Source organism: Rhodocytophaga aerolata, assembly GCF_030503435.1.
In the GTDB taxonomy this organism is placed as follows: domain Bacteria; phylum Bacteroidota; class Bacteroidia; order Cytophagales; family 172606-1; genus Rhodocytophaga; species Rhodocytophaga aerolata.
The window spans coordinates 21597-28343 of record NZ_JAUKPO010000048.1 but is presented as its reverse complement, the minus strand read 5'-3'; the positions used below and the strand labels follow the sequence as shown (position 1 = coordinate 28343).

The following is a 6747-nucleotide window of genomic DNA, read 5'->3' as shown; positions in this document are numbered from 1 at the left end:
CTAATTCATTTTGAGCCCTTTATGCTTTTACTAATCCATAGTTCACGTTAACTTAATGAATAGGCTTTGCAGGTAGTGTGAATTTAAGTTCTTTAGGAATTTATTTTGCCCTAATTATTGGTGATAAAAAGATAATTATAAAATAAAGCTTTCAGATGTGGCTTCTAATTAGGAAAAATTTATTACTATATTTTGTAGAAGCTACCTATGGAAAATAACATTGAAACCAGCTATTTGTAAAAAAAATATTAAACAAATTGACTTTGAATTATTTGAGAATTCAATAATAAATTTCATGCTTTAATTAATGAATTGTACTATATCAAACTAAGGTATAACCCACATGTTTGATATAATAAAAAACTTCATAATATCTTGCTTTTGCTTGTATGTGCTTGTATATTAGTATTCTAGAAATAGAAAATTGTACTGAACCGTTTAAGGAAAACGCCGCTATTTATAGAACTTACGCCCAATCCTGCTTGCATCAAGAAAGCAGGGTTGCAACGGCAGAAAAATGAAATGGTTAATGCTAAACTAATTTCGAAGGGCTTCTCAATGTTTACTCATAAATCACATAAAAAAGAAATTGCTCCAACTGAACTTAACAGCACCGCATAGTACTCTATTACGTATCTCTCATTATATCTTAGATAAAAAGCTGCAACGGATTAAGATCCGAAATTTTTAGTAGCTGCTTTACGAAATATTCAGTTAAAGCAAACGGCTGGTTTACAGGCAACGGTAACTAATTGTTGTGTATAAATAAACTAATAATTATTCCTAAGTAAATCTATTTAACACCTATAATAAATAATAAACTATTGTTTTTTGGCATCTGAAATTGCCTACGCTTGAATAGATGCTGTAATTCCCAAGAGAATTAATAGAATGGGAAAATATTCTACTCACAGGCAATGGCAATGCAAGATTAAGTTTTAATTTTTTAGCCTATTAAATTATCTGATACTAGCTACAACTACAACTAAAACTTATCTTAACTTAAAAGTAAGCTACAAATACCTGCCTGCTAAATAAGTATATACTAAAAGGTTTGCTAATTAGCTTCCATTTTACTCTCAGATTACAACTCCAATTCGTCGTTCGAAGAGCTGCGGTATTAAAGCTTAGTACACCCAGCAGTTCAGCATAAACCAGCATAAAACTAAGCACAATAGAAAACATTGATTCTCCTGTTAACCTTTTCTTTAGATATGAAGAAGGATTTTGATGCAGAACACAGTTCTTCTAATACAGGTTAGTGAAGTAGAGCACAAATTAATAAATACCCACAACCAGCTTTAAGGGAGAACCTAATAAAACTTAAAGAGATGTTCCATATACTTGAAAAGCTACAATTACATCCAGGGTGTTAAGTTATCAATCAGCTATTAAATAGATGCTCATCATCTATTACTCATCACCAGTTTTTCTATGAATAACATCTAAAAAATTTCATACTATGAAATGTTTTATACCTAAAGCTTTCGAAATAAGGAAAAATTCCGTTCTGCTACTACTTCTCCTGCTTGCAATTTTACTGTTGAGCCTCCAGCTACAGGCCCAATCTTTCCCCCCGGGTTTTACCAAAGTACTGGTAGCAAGCGGCATCACTAACCCGATGGCTATGGCTTTTGCCCCAGACGGTAGAATTTTCGTAGTGCAACAGGACGGCACCATAAGAATCATCAAGAATGGAGTAGTATTAGCTACCCCTTTTCTCCAAGTGAACGTTAATTCCCGGGGGGAAAGGGGGATATCAGGTATAGTATTAGATCCTAACTTTTCGAGTAACCAGTATGTCTATGTATACTATACCATACCTGATGGGTCCCGAAACAGAGTAAGCCGGTTTAAAGGCAATGGGGACGTGGTAGTTTCAGGTAGTGAAACAGTACTATTAACTCTTGATCCCTTAAGCAGCTCCATCATCCATTATGGCGGGGCCATGTGTTTTGGTTTGGATGGCAAATTATACATCGGTGTTGGTGATAATGCATATTCGGCTCACGCCCAGAACTTGGCCACCTACCACGGAAAACTTTTGCGAATAAACCCAGATGGTTCCGTTCCGGCTGGTAATCCTTTTTCGGGTTCGGCCCAGAAAAGCCGCGTCTGGGCATATGGCCTCCGCAACCCTTTTACTTTGGATGTGCAGCCAGGCACGGGAAAAATATTCGTAAATGATGTAGGAGAAAAAACCTGGGAAGAAATAAATAATGCTACTACTGGGGGCAAAAACTTTGGCTGGCCCACCGCTGAAGGACCTAGTACCAATCCGGTCTTTGCCAATCCGGTTTACGCCTATCAGCACGGTGCAGGCGATGGCGTAGGATGTGCCATTACAGGGGGGTGTTTTTTAATCCCCCCACCACAAATTATCCGGCAGAATACTATGGGCGCTATTTTTTCCAGGATTACTGCAATGATTGGATCAATATGCTGTCCATTTCGGGCTCTACAGTTACGAGGCTGCCTTTTGCTAACTTTTTAGGTAATTCTTCGATGATAATTGACGTTGGACCAGATGGTAACCTTTATTATTTTGAAAGAAGCAACAACACCCTTTATAAAATTATTTACACCAATAATCCGGCGCCAGCTATTGTGAAACAGCCGGCGAGCATCACCGTATCAGCAGGCCAGACTGCCAGTTTCTCGGTAACTGCCACCGGCACTGCGCCCCTGAAGTACCAGTGGCAAAAGAATGGAGTCAGCATCTCTGGCGCTACTGCTGCCACGTATATCATCGTTAGTACGACCAGTTCGCATGCTGGTTCCTACCGAGTAGTTGTTTCTAATACTGTCGGCAGTGTTACCAGCAATGTAGCTCAGTTAACCGTCACCGGCTATAATAACCCGCCGGTTGCGCAAATTGCCACCCCGCTGGAAAACACCCTTTACCGGGGCGGAGATACCATTCGGTTTTCGGGTAGTGCCACCGATACCGAAGAAGGCACCTTACCCGCCAGTGCTTTTTCCTGGTCAGCCTCCTTTCATCATGACACGCATATCCATGATGGCCCACCGATCGCCACTGGCGTTAAAAGCGGCTATTTTGTGATTCCCCGCACCGGGGAAGTATCGGCCAATGTCTGGTACCGGCTACTACTAACTGTAAAGGATTCCAAGGGCTTAACAAGCACTAAATACCGGGATGTTCTTCCCCGCAAAACTACTTTCAGCTTCACTACCCAGCCAGCCGGGCTTCAGATAACTTTAGACGGGCAACCCGTAAAAACGCCTGCTTCAGTAATAGGGGTGGAGGGAATTAAACGCGCTATCGGCATGATGAACGGACAGATCTTGGCTGGAAAAACCTATGATTTTGCCTATTGGCAACACGGTGGCTCAGCCACGCAAACAATTACGACTCCCATCAGTGATGCTACGTATACGGCAGTTTACAAAGAAAGAACGTTCAACTCGCTTCGGTTGGAAGCTGAGAATGCCACCCTTTCGGGCCTTGTTGTTGCATCCAGTAACTCCGGTTATACCGGGAGTGGTTATGTGGATTATGTTCATGCTACAGGCGATTATGTTGAATGGACATTCAATGTGCCACATACTGGAAGTTACACCATCAGCTTCCGCTACGCTTTGGCCAATATTGCCAGAAGCCTGCAAATAACTGTAAATGGAACAACCGCAATTGCTGCTCTTTCTTTCCCCCGGACCAGTACTTCCTCCTGGAGTACCTGGTCGAACGTGAACATTACCACCAACCTGACGATCGGAACGAATAAAATCAGAGCTACCGCTATTGGAAGCAGCGGCCCCAATATGGATCATATTGTGGTATCCAGAAATACCTCGGCTACCAGCCTGGCGAGAAGCGGGATGGATATCATAGAAAATATTGAAAGCTATTTAATCGTCAGACCGAATCCGGCCCGCAACTATATCACCCTGGATGTTCCTGCAGAAGATGGGGAAGCATTAACTGTATATTTAGTCAATATTCAAGGTAAAGTTGTTTCTACACATACGTTTGAAGGAACAGGAAATGGGATGGATGCCTTCATTATAAACCTTAAAAACTTGAGTAGTGGACCTTATATTATACGGTTGGTAAAAGGAAAAGCAATTACTTCAAAATTAATACTAGTGGAAAATTAAGTTACTTAACCAGCTAATATAGGTTTTATCGATACTATACCCTGTTGGTTGTATATTGAATAATGTGAACTTGGAAAGTAGATGATTGATTTAGCAGGTATAAATTTAATTTTTGTGGTAGAAGAAAGAATAAGCTATTAATTCTGAAAGGAGAAGGGCTAAGGTGATGATAGAATTTAAATGCCGACTATAGTCAGTATCATCATAGATAGTTAGTTTTATGCTAGTATAGATGAACTTGCAACCTTTGACCGGAGTGAACGCCAGGAGGGTAGAGGATCTACCTTCCAACAAGTATTGCTTTTGCTTATAACTTAGAAAGATAGCCATTGATTTTTCCTAGCGAAAGGAGGTAAAATAGTCAATTTAAAAAATATTTTTTCGGACCTATTTCAGACCAGTGGCACATAACTACTTGACTGACAGCAGGCAGGCGACTGCCTTCTAAGCAGTAGGTCTTTGGTTCGAATCCAAACGGAATCACTCTCAAAACCGCTTAATTTGCGAAATTAGGCGGTTTTATGTTTTTAAAATTTCTCTGTAGCCGTTTTGCTGAGATTTTTGGAAGATGTTTTTTTTAATCTAAAAGGGGTGTTTTTGGGCTTTTCGCTATTAACTTTGTAAAAGATCATTTTTTTCTTTAAAACACCATCAATAAATCCCTGAAAGAGGATATAGCCAAATCGCAATACATAAGGTTATTTAAAGAGAACGATTCTGCACAGACTACTACAAAAAAACAGGATTTATACTCCAAATTCATCGGACAGAAGGAGGCGGTGAATGGGTTTACATACTGGTGTAATAGAATCAGTTGGTACATTGAAAATTCAGAGTTTGGGATCAAGTGGGCAGAGATTTATAACAATAAAAGTACCGATTGGGAAAAACAACCTATTCTTACTATTCTAGGCAATGGTGATGAAACAGACCCAGAATTATCTACAAGTCCACCGCTTTTATGAGTAAATACCTTTATATTAGAAAAGTTAGCTAAATACAATTGGCTATGTGTAGTGTATACATAGACCCATGACTGTTGATGCTAACTGGCTACTATTGTGTTTCCCTGCAATACAGCGATTTTCTCCTTAACCTTAACAAATAAATATTTTTCATCCGGATCCAGTTGGTTGATATTTGTTTCCACAAATTTGAGATACTTTTTTCCTGCTTTCACCTCTTTCAGTTGGAAGTGACCCAAGGCTAGGTACATACAAGAAGCAAGACTTTGTTTAGAACATTCATCTAATTTGGCTACTCTATTGAGTATATCTATTCCTGCATTCGTTTTTCCTCTTTCAATAAGTACAGAGCCTCTAGTACTGATGATGGATGGGTCTAATTTTCCTTCTCTATAGGCAAGATCTGAATATTTCTCAGCCAAAATTAGGGAATCTTGATCGTTAAACAATAGGTAATTCCAGGAAAGGCCATTATTTACATAGGACCGGTATAGCTTATCTTTACTTAGTGGCTCATATACTTCCAGGAAAATTTCATAGGCTTTCCTGAAGTCTTCCATTTTCAAGTACATATTAGCTATACCTGCTTTCATGGGTAAATCTTCCGGATACTTTGTTATATAACTCTCATAGATATCTAAAGCCTGCCTGTATTGCTTTTGCTCATAAAGATCAAGTGCCTGAAGTAGTTCATGCCTATTTACCATTTCCTGCACCTTTTCTTGTTTCGAGAAAAAGATAGTTAATAAGGCTAATCCATCAGTTGGCGTTTTTACACCCATCAGATATACATGTGTCGGAACAAGCACATTAATGAGCAAAAACATATTGGCAATAACAAAGGGATTTAGAATTGAAAGTCCTCTCAAACCAAGCAGTTGGGAAGCATGGAAGTCATGCAGTGACATGCCTGCAACAATGCAAATAAGAGTGAAAAGCGGACCCCCTATAATAGTCATGAAATGGTTGAGTCTTATATTGGAATCGGTTCTGTAGGAGATAAGCACAGCACCACTGTTTAAATTGCTGTACAATTGGGCAGGTACCTTAAAGAGGTTAAACTTTAACAGTTCTTCCCCCCGGCCAAATATAATCCGGTAAATGTGAGCTTTCACAGCAAGGCCGAAGATGGCATGCCCTAGTTCATGGATAATAACACCTACTTTGAAGAAGAGTAACAGCAACAAATAATGAATGATACAATTAGCTAGAATATGATACTGTTCATTATTTATCTGATAAAACAGTAGTGCTATAGGTAACAAATAAAAGTAATGCTTGGAAAGGAAAGCAAACAGTAGTTTTTTGTTCATTAAAAAAAGCTATTACAGATTCATACATTTATTTAATACATTGCGGCAAATATTTGTTCTATCAGAAAATAGGAGGATGTTAGATCTGAATAGTTCTTGCGGTGTATAGAGAGAAACTATGCTCCTAATATTCTAATAGTAGATAAAGTAGTTTATACCTATGATTTTATAAGAGTAACTTTGATAAGGATGTTCAAACTTCTCATCAATCCCTGTGACAGGGATCTGTATGCAATATCAAAATTATTTATATAGACTAAATTAAGAGGGCCTGTTTTATTCAGAGAATCTAAAAATTTTCTCCCCAAAAGGTATATGATCCTTCCCCCTATACCTGGTAAAAGAAAGCT

At 38.8% G+C, this 6747-nt stretch carries 3 protein-coding genes; 2 read left to right on the top strand and 1 reads right to left on the bottom strand.

Features of this window, described 5'->3' with window-relative positions; translation table 11 throughout:
* The first annotated feature begins 1543 nt into the window (after positions 1-1543).
* Together Q0590_RS33485 and Q0590_RS33480 are read left to right on the top strand one after the other, a co-directional pair.
* Complete coding sequence (locus Q0590_RS33485) at positions 1544-2494, top strand: PQQ-dependent sugar dehydrogenase (RefSeq protein ID WP_302042035.1); 951 nt, start codon at positions 1544-1546, stop codon at positions 2492-2494.
* Positions 2495-2505: 11 nt separating this feature from the next.
* Positions 2506-4119 carry a CBM35 domain-containing protein gene (locus tag Q0590_RS33480; protein WP_302042034.1) on the top strand — a complete coding sequence of 538 codons (1614 nt, stop codon included), beginning with the start codon at positions 2506-2508 and terminating at the stop codon, positions 4117-4119.
* A 1045-nt stretch (positions 4120-5164) separates the two neighbouring features.
* Here the strand turns inward: Q0590_RS33480 and Q0590_RS33475 are convergent.
* Positions 5165-6397 (bottom strand): tetratricopeptide repeat protein, encoded by a 1233-nt coding sequence (locus tag Q0590_RS33475; RefSeq protein WP_302042033.1) that lies wholly within the window; start codon positions 6395-6397, stop codon positions 5165-5167.
* Positions 6398-6747: the final 350 nt, after the last annotated feature.